General features: G+C 30.7%; 16 protein-coding genes. 13 read left to right on the plus strand and 3 right to left on the minus strand.

Features of this window, described 5'->3' with window-relative positions; translation table 11 throughout:
* Positions 1–22 precede the first annotated feature (22 nt).
* Genes CA_RS04765 through aroQ form a run of 7 tightly spaced genes read left to right on the plus strand, consistent with a single transcriptional unit; the run spans position 23 to position 6,344 of the window.
* Positions 23–883, plus strand: a complete 861-nt coding sequence (locus tag CA_RS04765) for a prephenate dehydrogenase (protein WP_010964211.1) — start codon at positions 23–25, stop codon at positions 881–883.
* On the plus strand, positions 880–1,950 hold the full coding sequence (aroB, locus tag CA_RS04770; RefSeq protein ID WP_010964212.1) for a 3-dehydroquinate synthase: 1,071 nt from the start codon (positions 880–882) through the stop codon (positions 1,948–1,950). Before CA_RS04765 ends, aroB begins: the two co-directional genes overlap by 4 nt.
* 14 nt (positions 1,951–1,964) lie before the next feature.
* Entirely contained in the window at positions 1,965–3,251 is a 1,287-nt protein-coding gene (gene aroA, locus CA_RS04775; RefSeq protein ID WP_010964213.1) for a 3-phosphoshikimate 1-carboxyvinyltransferase, read from the plus strand.
* Positions 3,229–4,299 carry a chorismate synthase gene (gene aroC / locus CA_RS04780; protein ID WP_010964214.1) on the plus strand — a complete coding sequence of 357 codons (1,071 nt, stop codon included), beginning with the start codon at positions 3,229–3,231 and terminating at the stop codon, positions 4,297–4,299. Before aroA ends, aroC begins: the two co-directional genes overlap by 23 nt.
* A gap of 13 nt (positions 4,300–4,312) precedes the next feature.
* Positions 4,313–5,416, plus strand: coding sequence for a shikimate dehydrogenase (gene aroE, locus CA_RS04785; protein ID WP_010964215.1), 1,104 nt, complete (start codon positions 4,313–4,315; stop codon positions 5,414–5,416).
* Positions 5,413–5,910: a shikimate kinase gene (locus CA_RS04790; RefSeq protein ID WP_010964216.1), complete on the plus strand. Its 498-nt coding sequence runs from the start codon at positions 5,413–5,415 to the stop codon at positions 5,908–5,910. Before aroE ends, CA_RS04790 begins: the two co-directional genes overlap by 4 nt.
* Positions 5,910–6,344, plus strand: a complete 435-nt coding sequence (gene aroQ / locus CA_RS04795; RefSeq protein ID WP_010964217.1) for a type II 3-dehydroquinate dehydratase — start codon at positions 5,910–5,912, stop codon at positions 6,342–6,344. Before CA_RS04790 ends, aroQ begins: the two co-directional genes overlap by 1 nt.
* On the opposite strand, the gene CA_RS04800 is transcribed toward aroQ, so the two are convergent.
* Positions 6,336–6,962 carry a RusA family crossover junction endodeoxyribonuclease gene (locus CA_RS04800; protein WP_010964218.1) on the minus strand — a complete coding sequence of 209 codons (627 nt, stop codon included), beginning with the start codon at positions 6,960–6,962 and terminating at the stop codon, positions 6,336–6,338. The two genes, aroQ and CA_RS04800, sit on opposite strands and share 9 nt — an antisense overlap.
* Before the next feature lie 160 nt (positions 6,963–7,122).
* Between CA_RS04800 and tsaD the strand changes: the two genes are divergently transcribed.
* From tsaD to CA_RS04815, 3 genes are all read left to right on the plus strand, one after another.
* The gene (tsaD, locus tag CA_RS04805; RefSeq protein WP_010964219.1) at positions 7,123–8,145 is read left to right on the plus strand and encodes a tRNA (adenosine(37)-N6)-threonylcarbamoyltransferase complex transferase subunit TsaD; all 1,023 of its coding nucleotides are present in this window, start codon (positions 7,123–7,125) and stop codon (positions 8,143–8,145) included.
* A 233-nt stretch (positions 8,146–8,378) separates the two neighbouring features.
* Entirely contained in the window at positions 8,379–8,936 is a 558-nt protein-coding gene (locus CA_RS04810) for a hypothetical protein (protein ID WP_242663044.1), read from the plus strand.
* A 32-nt stretch (positions 8,937–8,968) separates the two neighbouring features.
* Positions 8,969–11,020: a PAS domain-containing sensor histidine kinase gene (locus CA_RS04815; RefSeq protein WP_010964221.1), complete on the plus strand. Its 2,052-nt coding sequence runs from the start codon at positions 8,969–8,971 to the stop codon at positions 11,018–11,020.
* Positions 11,021–11,055: 35 nt separating this feature from the next.
* Here CA_RS04815 and CA_RS04820 read toward each other — a convergent pair whose 3' ends face one another.
* A complete protein-coding gene (locus CA_RS04820; RefSeq protein ID WP_010964222.1) occupies positions 11,056–13,314 on the minus strand; it encodes an ATP-dependent Clp protease ATP-binding subunit in 2,259 nt (752 codons plus the stop codon).
* Positions 13,315–13,478: 164 nt separating this feature from the next.
* Here CA_RS04820 and CA_RS04825 point away from each other — a divergent pair, with 164 nt between their 5' ends.
* From CA_RS04825 to CA_RS04835, 3 genes are read left to right on the plus strand one after another with little or no spacing between them, the layout of a single operon-like run.
* Complete coding sequence (locus CA_RS04825; protein ID WP_010964223.1) at positions 13,479–14,414, plus strand: NAD(P)/FAD-dependent oxidoreductase; 936 nt, start codon at positions 13,479–13,481, stop codon at positions 14,412–14,414.
* Between the two features lie 49 nt (positions 14,415–14,463).
* A complete protein-coding gene (locus tag CA_RS04830; RefSeq protein ID WP_010964224.1) occupies positions 14,464–15,627 on the plus strand; it encodes an alanyl-tRNA editing protein in 1,164 nt (387 codons plus the stop codon).
* Between the two features lie 16 nt (positions 15,628–15,643).
* Positions 15,644–16,042 carry a secondary thiamine-phosphate synthase enzyme YjbQ gene (locus CA_RS04835; RefSeq protein WP_010964225.1) on the plus strand — a complete coding sequence of 133 codons (399 nt, stop codon included), beginning with the start codon at positions 15,644–15,646 and terminating at the stop codon, positions 16,040–16,042.
* Positions 16,043–16,079: 37 nt separating this feature from the next.
* Here the strand turns inward: CA_RS04835 and CA_RS04840 are convergent, their stop codons facing one another.
* Positions 16,080–16,835: a tRNA threonylcarbamoyladenosine dehydratase gene (locus CA_RS04840; protein ID WP_010964226.1), complete on the minus strand. Its 756-nt coding sequence runs from the start codon at positions 16,833–16,835 to the stop codon at positions 16,080–16,082.
* Positions 16,836–16,854: the final 19 nt, after the last annotated feature.

Genomic DNA, 16,854 nt, shown 5'->3' on the forward strand with positions numbered 1-16,854 from the left:
TATTTCAGCTGGGGGTGATTTTGTGGAGGATGGAGAATTTAATATTAATTTAACTATTGTAGGGCTTGGACTCATGGGCGGATCATATGCCATGGCGCTTAAAGAAAAAAATAAAGGTCATATATGGGGAGTTGACTTAGATAATAATACCCTTAAAAATGCAGCTGAAATGGATATAATTGATGAGGGATATAGCATAGAAAATGCATATATCCCCCTCAAAAAATCTGATATTGTTATAATTGCTATATATCCAGAAGCATTAGTACAATTTGTAAAAAACAATGTGAATAATTTTAAAAAAGGGGCTATAATAACAGATGTTCTTGGCATAAAGGAAGATAATATAAGTTACATACAGAGTATTTTAGGAGATAGTGCTGAATTTTTAGGTGGACACCCTATGGCTGGTAAAGAAGTAAGTGGATTTTCAAATGCATCTAAGAATATATTTAATAATGCAAACTATATTTTAACACCTACAGTAAAAAATAAAAAAGATACAATAGAATTTATGAAAAAATTTATAAGAAGTATTGGTTGCACATCTATTACAGAGGTTACACCTGAAAAACATGATGAAATAATTGCATTTACAAGTCAACTTCCACATGTTATTGCTGTTTCTCTTATGAATACAAAGTCTGCAGATGATATAAAACATTTTGTTGGAGGAAGTTTTAGAGATGCTACAAGAGTTGCTATGATCAATCCAGATTTGTGGTGCCAGCTTTTTATGAGAAATAAAAAGAATATAATTGATTCGATAGAAGAATTTCAAAAAAGCCTAAATCAGATAAAAGGTTTTATAAAAGAAGAAAATGTTAATGATATAAAACAGTTTTTAAAAGATGCAGCTTCTAAAAAGGAGGGAACGGTTTGAAAACTTTAGAGATGGAATTAGGACAAAATAGCTACAGTATATTCATTGAAAAGGGCATAATGAATGATATTGGTAAAAGAATTTCAAAGCTTTATTCTGGGGAGAAAATAGTTTTAATAACAGATGATAATGTAAATAAATTTTATGGCGAAAAGCTTGAGAAAAATATTAAAGATTTTGGATACGATGTGTTTAAAATAGTTATAAAAGCAGGGGAAAAGAGTAAAAATATAAAGACGCTGACAGATATATATTCACGTCTTGCAGAGTTTAGAATTACAAGAAGTGACCTTATAGTTACACTTGGAGGCGGAGTTGTTGGAGATATAGGAGGTTTTGCAGCTGCAACTTATTTAAGGGGGATATCCTACATTCAAATTCCAACATCTCTTTTAGCACAAATTGATAGCAGTATAGGTGGTAAAGTTGCTGTGGATTTAGAGCAGGGAAAAAATCTAGTAGGGAATTTTTATCAACCTAAGGCAGTTTTTATCGATCCACTTTTTTTAAAGACTTTAGATATAAGATTTCTTCATGATGGAATGGGAGAAGTTATAAAGTATGGGGCTATAAGGGATGGCGAATTATTTAAAAGGCTAGAAGAGTTTAAAGATGATAATGAACTTATGGACAATATAGAATATGTTATACATGCCTGCTGTAGAATAAAAAAACAGGTAGTTGAAAATGATGAAAAGGATAATGGAGAAAGAATGATATTGAATTTTGGTCATACTATAGGTCATGCAGTAGAAGAATTTTTTCATTATGAAAAATTTACTCATGGTGAATGTGTAGCATATGGAATGTATTCAATAACTAAGAATAGCGAAAGATTAGGAATTACTAAAGAAGGTACAACTGAGAAACTTAAAAATATCATAAAAAAATATAGTTTACCTTTTAATATAGACAATCTTAAAAATGAAAGGATTTATGAAATTGCAGCGCTGGATAAGAAAAGCAGAGGAAAATTTATAAATTTGGTTCTTTTAAAAGATATAGGAGATTGCTTTATAGAAAAGGTAGAAAGTAAAGAAACTTATAAGTATTTACGTGTAGTTTGAAGGGGGCATGAATTTTGAATTGTGTTAAAATAAATCCATGTTGTTTAAAAGGAGATATAAAAATACCTCCATCAAAAAGTTTAGGTCATAGAGCTATAATATGTGCAGCTCTCTCAGAAGAAGAAAGTACTATAGAAAATATAAGTTATTCTAAAGATATAAAGGCTACATGTATTGGAATGAGTAAATTGGGGGCATTAATAATAGAAGATGCTAAGGATAACTCAACACTGAAAATAAAAAAGCAAAAGCTAGTAAGTAAAGAAAAAGTATATATAGATTGCAGTGAATCGGGTTCTACAGTGAGATTTTTAATTCCAATATCACTTATAGAAGAAAGAAATGTTGTGTTTGACGGTCAGGGAAAATTATCCTACAGACCATTAGATTCTTATTTTAATATATTTGATGAGAAGGAAATTGCGTACTCACATCCAGAAGGAAAGGTACTCCCACTTCAAATAAAAGGTAGGCTTAAAGCTGGGATGTTTAACCTTCCTGGGAATATAAGCTCCCAATTCATAAGTGGACTTATGTTTTCTCTTCCTTTTTTGGAGGGGGACTCAATTATTAATATAACAACTAATTTGGAATCTGTGGGATATGTTGATATGACCATAGATATGTTAAAAAAATTTGGAATAGAGATAGAAAATAAAGCTTATAAGAGCTTCTTTATAAAGGGAAATCAAAAATGCAAGGGTACAAAATATAAGGTTGAAGGAGATTTTTCTCAAGCTGCTTTTTGGCTATCAGCTGGAATCTTAAATGGAAATATAAATTGTAAGGATTTAAATATTAGTTCTCTGCAAGGTGATAAGGTTATATTAGATATATTAAAGAAAATGGGTGGAGCTATAGATGAGAAAAGCTTTAGTTCTAAGAAATCTCATACCCATGGAATTGTAATAGATGCATCACAGTGTCCCGATTTGGTTCCTATATTATCAGTAGTTGCAGCATTAAGTGAAGGAACTACAAAGATAGTAAATGCAGCAAGGCTTAGGATAAAAGAATCAGATAGGCTTAAAGCAATGGCTACAGAATTAAATAAGCTTGGAGCAGAAGTAGTTGAATTAGAAGATGGGCTTCTAATTGAGGGAAAAGAAAAATTAAAAGGTGGAGAAGTGGAAAGCTGGAATGATCATAGAATTGCGATGGCACTTGGAATTGCAGCTTTAAGGTGTGAAGAGAGTGTTACTATAAATGGAAGTGAATGCGTTTCTAAGTCATATCCACAGTTTTGGAGTGATTTGAAACAATTAGGAGGCGATGTACATGAGTGGAGTTTGGGGGAATAAAATTAAATTATCAATTTTTGGAGAGTCCCATGGAAAGGCGATTGGAATTGTAATAAACGGACTTGAACCAGGAGTAGAGCTTGACCTTGAATTTATAAATTCTGAAATGGAGAGAAGAGCACCCGGAAGAACAAAATATTCAACTCAAAGAAATGAAAAGGATAACTTTGAAATTGTAAGTGGATTTTTTAATGGTAAAACTACGGGAACACCACTTTGCGCAATTATATGGAATGGAAACCAGCATTCAAAGGATTATTCTAATGTAAAGGATTTTGCAAGACCTGGTCATTCGGATTATACTGGATTTATCAAATATAAAGGCTTTAATGACTATAGAGGCGGTGGCCATTTTTCAGGAAGACTTACGGCACCATTGGTATTTGCAGGTGCCGTAGCAAAGCAAATACTTTTTAAGGATAACATTATAATAGGGAGTCATATTCTTAGTATAAAGGATACAAAAGAGAAGTATTTTGATAAGGTAAATATAGATAGTGAAACACTTATATCGTTGACAAAGAAGGCTTTTCCTGTTTTAGATGATAAAAAAGGTGAGGAAATGAAGGAGGTTATACTTAAAGCTAAAAATGATTTAGATTCTGTTGGAGGTATAATAGAATGCTGTGCTTTAAACCTTCCAGCAGGAAAGGGTGACCCGTTTTTTGATTCTTGCGAGAGTATATTAAGTCATATGCTATTTTCAATTCCAGCAGTAAAGGGTGTAGAATTTGGAGAAGGCTTTAATATAACCAAAATGAAGGGGTCAGAGGCTAATGACGATTTTTATACCAAAAATGGAATAGTAAAAACTTATTCGAATAACAATGGTGGTATATTAGGCGGTATAACAAGTGGAATGCCATTGGTGTTTAGAGCTGCTTTTAAGCCTACTGCTTCTATTTACAAACCTCAAAAAACTATAAACATGAAAACCATGGAAAATGAGGAGATAAGTATAAAGGGTAGGCATGATCCTTGCATTGTTTTAAGGGCAGTACCTGTTGTTGAGGCTGCATGTGCATTATCCATATTAGATATTATTTGAGGTGGTAATTTTAATGAAGGAACTTGAAGAAATAAGAAAAGAAATAGACGAGGTAGATAAAATTATAACAGAGCTTTTTGAAAAAAGAATGAATTTGGTTATGGAAGTTGCTGAGTATAAAGAAAAAAATAGTATTCCAGTTAGTGATAGCAAAAGAGAAAAAAAAGTTATAGATAAAAATATAGGTTACTTAAAGAATAAGGAATATTCTGAGGTTCTTAAGGAGTTTTATATTAATTTTATGAACCTAAGTAAAAAGTTGGAGAGAAAAAGAATTTATAATGAAGAAAAAACGAGTGTTAATACATCAATTTATGGTCTTATAGGAGAAAAGTTAGGACACAGCCATTCATCATATATTCATAAGCTTATTTTTGAAAAGGTAGGCATTAAGGGAATATATAATTTGTTTGAGGTTCCAAAAGAAAAGCTTAAAGAATCAGTAGATACCTTTAAAATTATAAAATGCGGTGGATTAAATGTAACAATACCTTATAAGGTGGAGGTTATGAAGGAGCTATATGAAATTTCAGAGAAAGCAAGAAAAATAGGGGCTGTAAATACTTTGAAGTTTTCACGAGAAGGCATAAGTGGGTTTAATACAGATTACATTGGATTTGGAAAAATGCTTAGTAAATTTAGGGTTGAAATAAAGAATAATATATGTGTTGTTTTAGGAAGTGGTGGAGCAGCAAGAGCTGTGCTTCAGTATTTAAAGGACAACTTTGCAAAAGACATATATGTGGTTACTAGAAACCCTGAAAAGACTTCTGAGATTTACGGAGAATTTAAAGTCATAAGTTATGATGAACTTTCAAATTTAAAGGGAGATGTTATAATTAACTGTACTCCAAAGGGTATGTATCCAAAAGAGGGGGAATCGCCTGTAGATAAAGAAGTTGTAGCTAAGTTTTCTTCAGCTGTAGATCTAATATATAATCCAGTAGAAACTTTATTTTTAAAGTATGCTAGAGAGAGTGGAGTAAAGGCTGTAAATGGTCTTTATATGTTAGTTAGCCAGGCTGCAGCGTCAGAAGAGATATGGAATGATATTTCTATAGATGAAATCATAGTTGATGAAATATTTGAAGTTTTGGAGGAAAAAATAAAATCATGAATTTAGTACTTATAGGTATGCCTGGATGCGGTAAGAGTACAATAGGTAAAATTTTATCAAAAGAGCTAAATATGAAATTTTATGATGCTGATAAATATCTAGAAGATAGAAATAATATGAAGATTTCCGATATGTTTAAAAGAGGAGAAGAATTTTTTAGAAATTTAGAAAGTGCAGCCCTAAAAGAACTTAGTTTTGAGGAGAACTCCGTTATAGCAACAGGAGGAGGCGCAGTAACAAGGGAAAAAAATATACTTTGTTTAAAGAAAAAAGGAAAGATAGTATTTATAAATAGGCCGCCAGAAAAGATAATGGAAGATGTTGATATTGAAAATAGACCTCTTTTAGAACATGGAAAGAGCAGAATTCTTAAGCTCTATGAAGAAAGATACAAATTATACATTAACTACTGTGATTATCAGGTTTTAAATGATGGATCTATAGATAGAGTTGTTTTAAGCATAAAAAAATACCTTGAAGGGGAGGGAATTTAATGAAGATTCTTGTTATAAATGGTCCTAATATAAATTTTTTGGGGATAAGGGAAAAAGAAATATATGGTGAAGGAACTTATGAGGATTTGTGCAAATTTATAAAGGATGAAGGAAGTAAAATAGGTATTGAAGTAGAAGTAATGCAAAGTAATATAGAAGGAGAAATAATAAATTTTCTTCAGGCAGCCTACAACAAGGTTGATGGAATAGTTATAAATCCAGGCGCATATACTCACTACAGCATAGCTATATATGATGCTATAAAATCAATAAATATACCAACGGTTGAAGTACATATAAGTAACATACACACAAGAGAAGAATATAGAAGAAAATCTGTAACAGCTCCTGCATGTATTGGACAAATTTGCGGATTTGGATTTTATGGATATGTTATGGGAATAACGGCTCTTAAAAATATGCTTTCAAAATGATTTTTTTAAGCAATTTTTGCAAAGAGCTGTAGTTCCTTTATTTGCCCAAATTATATTATCATTGGTGACTTTTTTTCCGCATATACTGCAAGTTATTGTACCATTTTGAGCTGATTTTTTGGGCTTTTGTGTTTTGGTAATAAGTCTTTTTTTATTTGAAGGTGGATCATAAAGTATGGGTTCATCTTCTTCCTCTTTTTTGAGGATAGAATACTTCATTTTGAATTTACTTTCAGCAAAAAGTTCAAGTTCGAATCTAGGATTAATCATATCATAATATTCTTCAATAATTATTCTTGTTATTTGAGCATCATTTACTATAATTCCGCTTTTTTCTATTCCGTCAAAAATACTTTTAGTTATATTATTTGTATCTGGATGCCTTTTTTTACTTTTATAAAATACCTTCAAAACTGCTATAATTGATTCAGAAATTACTGTATTTGGATTTTGAGAGCGAGCCTCATATGCTATTGTTTCTTCATAAATGGCATATCTATCATGATATTGTCCAGAGTTATAAGGTAGGATAGCTCTTCCGTTTATGTTAGATAACTTAAAATTTGATTTTGATATAGGTGAACCACCAACAATTACTTTAGCGTACAAATTTTTCATAATTACTCCCTCTCAAGATTATAGAATTACTAGTGCATGTAGTTTATATAATATATAAGTATAACACAAACATACGTTCAAAAGATATATTGATTTAAAAATGTATTGGTATGTGATAAAATAATATAGTAAAATGCCAGAAGAGTTGGAGGAATATTAAATGTGTAAAGACATTAAGATACTTGCAATAGAAAGTAGTTGTGATGAAACTGCCGCGGCTGTTGTTGTCAATGGCAGAAAGGTATTATCTAATATAATATCATCGCAAATAGATATACATAAAAAGTTCGGAGGAGTCGTTCCAGAGATAGCATCAAGAAAGCATATCGAAAATATATCATTGGTGGTTCAGGATGCTATAAAAGAAGCTGGTGTAGAGCTTAAAGATATTGATGCTGTTGGAGTTACATATGGACCGGGACTTGTAGGAGCGCTTCTTGTAGGACTTCAATATGCCAAAGGACTTGCGTACTCAATAAACAAACCTCTTATAGGAGTTAATCATATAGAAGGACATATAAGTGCAAATTTTATACAATACCCAGATTTAAAGCCTCCATTTGCATGTCTTGTAGTATCTGGAGGACATACTTTTATAGTATATATGAAAGATTACGGTGAGTTTGAAGTTTTAGGTCAGACGAGAGATGATGCTGCAGGAGAAGCTTTTGATAAGATTGCAAGAGCTATAGGTCTTGGTTATCCAGGTGGACCTAAGATTCAGGAAATGGCTAAAAGAGGAGATGAAAGTGCACTTCAATTTCCAAGAGCTAAGTTTCATGATAATTCTTTGGATTTCTCTTTTAGCGGAGTTAAATCTGCAGTACTCAACTATTTAAATACTATGAAGATGCAAGAAAAAGAAATAAATAGAGCAGATGTTGCAGCATCATTTCAAAAAAATGTTGTTGATTTCCTGGTTGATAATACTATTAAGGCTTGTAAAATAAAGAAGATAGATAGAATAGCAGTTGCAGGTGGTGTGGCCTCAAACAGCTTCTTAAGGGAGACAATGGTAAGTCGAGGAAGAGAGAATGGGATAGATGTATTGTTTCCAGCACCAATACTATGCACTGATAATGCAGCAATGATTGGAAGTGCAGCGTATTTTGAGTTTAAAAAAGGAAATATTGCACCTCTTGATTTAAATGCTATACCTAATTTGAAACTAGGGGAAAGATAAATTGTAAAAAAATGGTTGTATTTTTGGGAAGAATGTATTACAATAAAAATGTAATATATTTACAATTTTAGAAACCGCATAAGTTGATATGAAAGGTGTGGGTTTGCATGGTTTCGGGAGTGTATACGAGAAATGTAAGCAGAGAAGTGAAAAATCCCAAAAAAAGAAAGCATATTTTTTACAGGTATATATCTCAAAATATATTTTTGATTATATCCCTAGTGATTTTTGTTGTGTTGGTAATTGGAATAACTTTTTCTATAGTAGCTAACAATACTGGAACTAAAAAGGTTTTTGGAGAAATAGGTTTTGAATTTACTATATTAGGTATATTAATAGGATGTTTTATGTCTATTTTTGGATCCATATGGTATAAGAAGAAAATAAGAATGATACAAGATAATGAACATATAAGAAATTACTCTAGAATTATAAAAGCTGACATAGAAAGAACAAGTAGGTTATTTGAAAATAAGAGATTTACTTTTATAAAAATAAGTAGTGTCACTATATTAAAAAATTGGATTGAGGCTTTCAGTAGTATATCTTCTAAGCTTACGCGTGATGAACTCCAACAACTATTCGATTACTATTGTCAAATAGATAAGTTGCTTGATTATGAAGTTAGAATAAACAAGCATCTTGAGGTTATGCAGTGCAGTGCACTAAAGGATTACCCATACATGAAGGAGTATAATGAACTGATAAAATCTTTTACTATAGAAGTAAATATATTGTTTAAGATTGATACAACATCACTTAAAAAAAAGCTTAAGTTATTGTGCAGCTGATTTTAGCCCTATAGGCGAAGGGGAATTTTAATGTGTTTAATAGATTGAAGAGTAGAGTAAGAGATGTTAATTTTGTTGTAAATGGTTTTGTTGGTGCAGGTATAATAATTATAACTTGCAGTTTTGTTGGAAAAGTAGATTTTGTATTATTGTATTTTTTAATACAAATAATGGTGTCTATGCTGGCTATAAGTATATTTGCAAATTCTATAAGTAACTATAAATATACAAAAGATATCTTGATTTTAACTGCCGGAATAGTGTATTTTTGCATTGGTATTTTCTACTTTAATTCTAGTCTTAACATATTATATCAAAAGAATTATTTGCAGTATGTATACAAGCTATTTATGATTGGAATCTTTGTAGATGCTTTTTCAACACTATTCTTAAGTTTAGTTTTAAATAAAAAAGGAAAATTAAAATATGCAGTATGGTTGTATGCTTTATTTGCAATAGTTGTAATTATGATTACTTATGATTATAAACTATTACATACATATGTAAATAAGGTGGATATAATTGCAATTATATATGCAACAAAGATAATATCTGTAACTATTTTGTCTATATCAATGATTCTATTTATATGTAGAAAGAAGAAAATTGGCAATGATATAGTATATACATTTATCGTCTGCTCTATATTCAGAATTATATCAATTATATTTATTGATTATAATAGTAGCGGCAACCAAATTCTATTGTATATTAATATCATTTTTAGAATATCATCAATATATATAGTTCATAGAAAAATAATGATTAAATCTGTTATAGATCCATACCAAGATATATTTTTTAGAATAAATACGATCAATAAGGAGCTTAATGATAAAAATATTGAGCTTGAAAGAGTTAATAAAAAGCTTTTAAATGAAAATATGATAAAAGAATCCATAGGCAAGGTTCTTTCAATAAGTTCACAAAGATATATGCAGATACTTCAAATTATGCCGGAAGCCATATTTATTCACGACAATGGAAAGTGTAACTTCATAAATGACAAGGCTATAAAGCTTTTAGAGGTTAAGGATGTAAAGGATATTATAGGTAAAAATATAGTTGATTTTATACATGAAGATTATAAGGAACTTGCACAAGCAAGAATAGATAAAACGATGAAGACGGGTATGCCTTGTGATTTTATTGAAGAAAGGCTTGTAACTGCAATGGGGAAAAAAATAATTATAGAAGCAGCCACAACAACCTTTTCGCATAATAATGGGACGTTTATAACTATAATTAGAGATATGACAGAAAAGAAGAAAAATGAAGCAAATAGAAAGAAATTGGAGCAAACTCTCTATTATGATAAGGTAAGAAAGGAGTTTTTCTCAAATTTATCACATGAATTAAGAACTCCACTTAATATATTGGCTTCTGCAATGCAACTTGTCAGATTAAATATGGACAATGATAATAAAGATGGGTTTGAAAAATATCTTAAGATTATGAATCAAAATATTTATAGATTAACTAAGATTATAGATAACTTGATAGACATAACAAAGATAGATGCAGGGTATTTGAGTGTTGATCTTCATACAGTAGAAATTGTAAGTGTGATAGAAGATATCACAATGTCCGTAATAGAATTTGTTAAGAGTAAAGGGATAGACATTGTATTTGATACGGATGTAGAGGAAAAATTTATGCCTGTTGACTCAGATAAAATAGAAAGAGTAATGCTAAATTTATTATCCAATGCTGTAAAGTTTACACCGAAAGGCGGTAAAATAACAGTTAATGTTTATGATAAGAATGACAGTATTCAAATAAGAGTTAAAGATACCGGAATTGGAATTCCTAAAGATATGAAAGAAACGATATTTCAAAGATTTATACAGGTTAATAAAACTCTTATAAGGGAAAAAGAAGGTAGTGGAATTGGACTTTCTATTGTTAAGTCTCTAATAGAGATGCATGGAGGACAAATAAGGGTTGAAAGTGAATTAAATGTAGGAAGTGAATTTATAATAGATCTTCCTGTTAGGAATTTAGATGATGATAATGCAAAAGTTATAGAAAGTAATAAATTTAATAAGAAACAGAAAATAAACATAGAGTTTTCAGATCTATAGTAATAAAAAATCTCCGCATATCAGCGGAGATTTTTTTATTCAAATGCTATTTTTTCATCTTGTATATATATTCTTACTTTGCTTCCTTCTTTATATATTCCTTTTATATAGAATTCGGCTAGTTCATCTTCTATATACTTTTGTATTGTGCGCCTTAAAGGACGAGCACCATATTTTTTGTCATAGCCATTAGAGAAAATAAAGTCCTTTACATCCTCTGATATTTCTATAGCTATATCCTTGTCTTTACCTTCATTTATTATTTCTTTAAGCATTAAGTCTATGATTTTCATAAGTTCATCTTTATTTAATTCTGTGAATATAATTGTTTCATCTATTCTATTTAGGAATTCAGGTCTGAAGGTTTCACGCAGTACATCCTTAATTTTACCTGAAAGAGATGAATAATCATCACGTGAAAAACCTATTCCGCTTGATTTTAAATTTGTTCCAGCATTTGATGTCATAATTATTATTGTGTTTTCAAAGTTAACAGTTCTTCCTTGACTATCAGTAAGTCTTCCATCTTCAAGTATTTGAAGTAGTATATTAAATACATCTGGGTGGGCTTTTTCTATTTCGTCTAGTAGTATAACAGAATAAGGATTTCTTCTTACCTTTTCAGTTAACTGACCACCGTTGTCGTATCCAACATATCCAGGAGGAGCCCCTATTAACTTAGATACAGTATGTTTTTCCATGTATTCAGACATATCTACTCGTATTAAAGCTTTTTCGTTCTGAAAAAGTTCTGAGGCTAGAGTTTTTACAAGTTCTGTTTTTCCAACTCCAGTAGGTCCAACAAATATAAAGGAAGATGGTTTTTTTAGTTTTTTAAATCCAGATCTGTTTCTTCTAATAGTTCTAGCAACACTTGATACAGCTTCATTTTGACCTATTACTCTTTTATGAAGTCTTTCTTCAAGATTTAAAAGTTTTTCTGCCTCTATTTCTGTTATCTTTTGCACTGGAATTTTGGTCCAAGATTCAACAACTGAAGCAACATCGTCTAATGTTAATACTACATTACTGTATTCCTTACTGAAGTTATCTATTTTTGTTTGAACCTTACATTCTTCTACTTTATATTCAGCAGCCTTCTCAAAATCGTTTGATTCTGCACATTTAGTTATTTCATTTTGTATATTTGAGAGTTCTGTTTTTAATGCTTCCAATTCAACAAGACCTTTATTTTTAAGATTTGCTCTAGAACCAGCTTCATCAATTACATCAATAGCTTTATCTGGGAAAAATCTATCAGATATATATCTACCAGATAATCTTACTGCGCTCTCAATTACATCATCAGGTATTGTTATTTTGTGGTAAATTTCGTAATAGGATTTAATACCTTTTACAATTTCAATAGTTTGTTCAATGGTTGGTTCTTCTACCATGATAGGTTGAAAACGTCTTTCTAAAGCGGAATCTTTTTCTATATATTTTCTATACTCTTCTATTGTAGTTGCACCTATAAGCTGAAGTTCTCCTTTTGCAAGAGCAGGCTTTAAAATATTTGCAGCACTCAATGATCCACTTTCTGCATTACCAGCCCCTATTATGTTGTGAATTTCGTCAATAATTAAAATTACATTTTTAAATTGATTTATTTCATCAATAATTCCCTTCATACGTGCTTCAAACTGTCCTCTAAATTGTGTTCCAGCTACTATTGAATTAAGTTCTAGCATGTATACCTCGGTATCAAGAAATCTCGCAGGAACATTTTTTTCTGCTATTCTCACAGCAAAACCTTCGGCTATTGCTGTTTTACCAACACCAGCTTCACCTATCAATATAGGATTATTTTTAGTTCTTCGATTTAAAATTTGGATGAGTCTATCTACCTCGCGTTCTCTTCCAATAACAGTATCTATTTCACCATTTTTAGCCTTTAAGGTTAGGTTTATTCCATAAGAATCAAGATATTTCTTCTTTTTGTTTTTTTTATGGGTTTTATCATTTTTCGTATTATTATATTCAGAATTTTTATTTTCAGGCTGTTCAGAATTATTAAAGGCATTATTAAAAAAGTTTAATAGTCCACCACCGTTTCCGCTTTCATCTGAAACTTTATCTAAATCAATATTTTTAAGCATATCATTCATTTGACTGCTTAAATTTTGAAAATCATCTTCCTTCATATCCTTTGTATCGATTATTTGTGTCAAAGGCGAGATACCTAGTTTTTTTGCACAAGGTAGGCACAAGCCAACTAATTCCTGTTTACCGTCTATTACTTTATTTGTAAATATAACTGCAACATTTTTCTTACATACAGAACAAGTAACCATAAGTATTATCATCTCCAATGTTTCAAGTTTATAACAATCAAGTTTATGTTTAATTATATTATATCAGAGAAAAGAGAAATTCATATATTAAATTGATTAAAAAAATTTATAATATGGTTTATAATATAATATAGTATAGATTATTCCAATTGGAGGAGTTAATAATGGAGAATCATGATTTAGTGATTGTGGGTGGCGGTATATCTGGATTACAAGCAGCCATTTCTGCTAAAAAATCGGGAGTGCAAGATATAGTACTAATTGAAGCAGAGGATAGCCTAGGTGGCATATTGAATCAATGTATTTATACTGGTTTTGGAATGGAGGATTTTAAAGAGGAGCTTACGGGAACAGAATATGTTCAAAGATTTATAGATGAATTTTTAGAGTTAAATATAGAATATAAACTAAATACTACTGTAATTAAAATAAGTAAAAATAAGGTTATTACAGCTGTAAGTCCTAATGAAGGGATAATAGAAATAAAAGCTTGCAGTATAATTTTTGCAGCTGGTGCAGTAGAAAAACCTCAAAAATCTATAAGAGTATTAACTAAGGACTTAAGTGGAATTTATTCTGCGCTTACCGTAGGGAGATTTATAAATATACATGGATATATGCCAGGCAAAAGTATAGTTATACTAGGAGCAAATAAAATTGGTAATGCTCTTGCTAATAGAATATTTATTGAAGGTGGAAAAGTTAAAGCAGTGATAGATAGTGAGGTTGGATTTGATGAAAGAAATGAAATAATAGAATTTCTAGCAGAAATAAATATACCTTTTCTCTACAATTATAATATAGTGAAAATAAAAGGAAGCGAGAGGATAGAAGGGATTTATATTTCGGATGAAAATGGAGAAAAGTTTATTTCCTGTGATACATTGATTTTAGCATTAAAATTGAATCCAAATGATAAAATTTTAAGAGAGGCTAATATAAAAATATTAAACAAAGAGAGAAATGAAATCAATACAAATGTACCAGGAGTTTTTATAGTAGGAAATGCTTTATACATACATGAATCTAATGAAGGTAGTCCCTTGGAGAACAGAAAAGCTGGAGAAATGTCAGCAGAATATATAAGGGCTACATTGTGATTTATTTATTAATGAACTATACTTGTATTAATATGAAGGAGATGAATTTATGACACGTAAATTATTTTATGATGATCCATATATATGTGAGTCAGAGGGAAAAATAGTTGATGTATTGGAGAATGATGGGAAATACGAGATTGTTTTAGATGAAACTAGTTTTTATCCAGAAGGTGGAGGGCAGCCTTGTGATTTAGGAACAATAAATAATATACCTGTAGAGTATGTTTATGAAAAAGGTGACACAATATATCATGTAATGAAGGAGAGACCAGAAGGTAATACTGCTAAGTGTAAGGTGGATTTTTTAAGAAGACAGGATAATATTCAGCAGCATACTGGTGAACATTTGCTTTCAGCGGCTTTTTTCAAATTATATAATGGTGTAAACTATGGTTTCCACATGGGAGAAGATTATGTAACCATAGATATAGACATGGAAGAAGTAACTAATGACATGATAAAAAAGATAGAGGCTGAAGCAAATGCATACATATATGCAAATGTTGAAACTAAAACTTACTTCATGAGTAAACCTGAGGCTGAAAAGCTTCCTCTTAGAAAGGCAATAAAAGCTGAAGGAAAAATAAGAATAGTTCAGCTTGGTGATGTAGATTATAGTGCTTGTTGTGGCACCCATGTTGTGAGAACTGGAGAAGTTGGAATAATAAAGGTACTCAGAACTGAAAAATATAAAGGTATGACGAGAGTTTATTTTAAATGTGGTAGAAGAGCATTTGACGAATACAGTAAGGAGCATAACATAATAACTAAACTTCAAAAAAATCTTTCAATAGATGAAGATAATATTTTAAATAAGGTTCAAACAACCATGGAGGAAATCTCTAATTTAAAGAAAAAGCTTTTAGAATATAAGAAAAATGAGGCTAAACTTGAAGTTGAGAAAATTAAAGAAAAAAATAATAATGGTGTTATATTTGAGCATTATGAAGATGGAGATTTTAGCTTTTTAGAGGAAATATATGATGGAATTAAAGATGAAAAGGCCGTTATTATATTAACTTCGGGTGTTGATAATAGAATTTTATTTGCACAAAATGGAATTGATGATATAGAATGTGGAAAGATATTCAAGGAAAATATAAAGGAATACAATGGAAGAGGCGGCGGAAATGCAAAAAGAGCTCAGGCGGCTTTTTCAAATAAGGATGATCTTAATAAGTTTGCGAAATTCTTAAGAGAACTAAGCTAAAAATTGAGGTGGTTAAATGAAAGGTGTAATTGAATATTCATTAAAAACTTCTAATGATGATCAGTTTATTGATATAACAAACTTAGTTAAAAAAGCAGTAGATGAAAGTGGTGTTTCAGATGGTATGGCTGTAGTATTTTGTCCACATACTACAGCTGGTATTACTATAAATGAAAATGCAGACCCAGATGTTACTAGAGATATTTTAGTTAATTTAGATAAGGTCTTCCCTAAGGTTGGAGACTACAAGCATGTAGAGGGAAATTCACACGCACATATAAAAGCATCTTTAATGGGATCGAGTCAGCAGATCATTATTGAAAATGGTAAGCTAAAGCTAGGAACCTGGCAGGGTATATACTTTACTGAGTTTGATGGACCGAGAGATAGAAAAGTATTTGTTAAGATAATATGAAATAACTAAATTTAGCGGCTTTAATGCCGCTAAATTTTTAACTATCCATTATATCTTTTATGACTTCTCCTCCGATAATCATTCCAGCAACGGGAGGAACAAAGGATATACTTGCAGGTATTTGTCTTTTGGCGGTACATTTTCTTGAACCGTTTGCACACACACATCCTTCTTTACAGGTTATAACCTCATCTGATTTTGGTTTCATAGGCATTTCTTTAGAATAAAGAACCTTAAGAGATTTAACACCTCTTTTTCTAAGCTCATGTCGCATAACTTTTGCAAGAGGACAAATTGAGGTTTTATATATGTCTGTAATTTCAAACCTTGTTGGATCTAATTTATTTCCAGTGCCCATGCAACTTATTATATTTATATTATTTTTTTGACACCAAAGTATAAGTGATATCTTAGCTGAAACGGTGTCAATAGCATCTATAACATAATTTGTATCTGGTGCTATTAAATCGCTTATGTTATCTTCAGTAACAAAAATTCTGTGAGTTTCTACCTGACAATTGGGATTGATATCCAAAATTCTTTCTTTCATAACATCTACCTTAGGTTTTGCTATTGTTTTAAAAGTAGCTTGGATTTGTCTATTTATATTTGTAAGGCATACGGTATCGTCGTCTATTAATACAATTCGTCCAACTCCAGATCTTGTAAGTGCCTCTACAGCATAACTTCCAACACCGCCTATGCCGAAAACTATTACTTTACTATTCTTTAATTTTTCTAATCTTTCTTTTCCTATTAATAGTTCAGTTCTTGAGAGAAAATGTTGACGCATTCAGTTATCTGCGGTTTTA

Source organism: Clostridium acetobutylicum ATCC 824 (assembly GCF_000008765.1).
In the GTDB taxonomy this organism is placed as follows: domain Bacteria; phylum Bacillota; class Clostridia; order Clostridiales; family Clostridiaceae; genus Clostridium_S; species Clostridium_S acetobutylicum.